Origin of the sequence: Photorhabdus noenieputensis, assembly GCF_018448935.1 — a bacterium.
In the GTDB taxonomy this organism is placed as follows: Bacteria; Pseudomonadota; Gammaproteobacteria; order Enterobacterales; family Enterobacteriaceae; genus Photorhabdus; species Photorhabdus noenieputensis.
The window spans coordinates 1-1536 of the sequence record NZ_RCWC01000112.1 but is presented as its reverse complement, the minus strand read 5'-3'; the positions used below and the strand labels follow the sequence as shown (position 1 = coordinate 1536).

Annotated in this window: 1 protein-coding gene; it reads left to right on the top strand. The window is 53.9% G+C overall.

The window, feature by feature from the left end; genetic code table 11:
- On the top strand, window positions 1-1536 hold a 1536-nt coding region (locus tag EAE91_RS23385; RefSeq protein WP_214090529.1), incomplete at both ends, for a condensation domain-containing protein.

Below are 1536 nucleotides of genomic sequence, written 5' to 3'. Positions count from 1 at the left end.
CTGATCGCTCTTTGCTGGATCGCTATCTGGCGGCGGTACAACAGGTGGTTGATCGCCATGATATCCTGCGTACCGCCTTTATCTGGCGAGAGTTGTCTGTACCGGTTCAGGTGGTTTGGCGTCAAGCCGCTTTGTCAGTGATGGAACTGGACTTGAATCCGGCTGATGGGCGAGTTTGTGATCAGTTAACCCAACGTTTTGACCCCCGTCATTATCGTCTCGATTTGGGCGAGGCACCGTTATTGCGCTTTGTGGTGGCGCAAGAGGTTGATGGCCGCTGGATTGTACAACAATTGTTGCATCACCTGATTGGCGATCATACCACGCTGGAAGTCATGAACCGTGAAGTACAGGCTTATCTGAGCGGGCAGGAGGAGAGTCTGCCAGCGCCGACGCCTTTCCGTAATCTGGTAGCACAGGCCCGGTTAGGCGTCAGTCAGGAAGAACATACTCGCTTCTTTACTGACATGTTAGTTGAGGTAGATGAACCGACCCTGCCGTTTGGTTTGACGGAGGTATACCGTGATGGTTCGCAGGTGACGGAATCGCACCGAATGTTGTCAGCCGAGCTAAATAACCGTTTACGTCATCAGGCGAGACATTTGGGGGTCAGTCTGGCGGCCTTGTGTCATCTGGCCTGGGCACTGGTATTGTCGCGTACCAGCGGGCAAGATCAAGTGGTGTTCGGTACGGTGCTGTTTGGGCGTATGGCGGCGGGAGATGGGGCTGACAACGGCATGGGGCTGTTTATTAATACCTTGCCGTTACGGCTGGATATCAATGAGACCCCAGTACGGGATAGCGTACAGACCACCCATATCCGACTCGCCGGATTACTGGCGCATGAGCATGCTTCATTGGCGCTGGCTCAGCGTTGCAGTGGGGTTGCCAGCGGTACGCCACTCTTTAGCGCGCTATTGAACTATCGGCATAATGCTTTGTCGGCAACGCCAAATGAACTTATCAACAGTATTGAATTTCTTGGCGGACAGGAGCGAACCAACTATCCGTTAGGGCTGTCGGTGGAGGATTTTGGCGAATCCCTGGGGCTGACGGCGCAGGTCGTGCAGCCGTTTGATCCGGAAAGTCTGTGCGGTTATATGCAGCAGGCATTGGAAAGCCTGGCGACCGCGCTGGAACAGGCCCCGGAAATGCCGGTACGACAGTTGGAAATTTTGCCGGAAGAGGAGCGTACCTTGTTGTTAACAACTTGGAATGCGGCGGAAACCGCCTATCCTGAGGCGTTATGCATTCATCAATTGTTTGAACAACAAGTGGAGCAAACCCCGGAAGCCACGGCACTAGTGTATCAGGAGCAAACCTTCAGTTATGCCGAATTAAATGCCCGGGCTAACCGGTTGGCCCATCAGCTTATCGCATTGGGTGTCGTACCTGACCAGCCGGTGGCGATTTGTGTGTCACGTTCACCGGTGATGGTGGTAGCGCTGTTAGCAGTATTGAAAGCCGGGGGTGCCTATGTGCCGCTGGACCCAACTTATCCGCTGGAGCGTTTGGCATATATCCTGAATGATACTA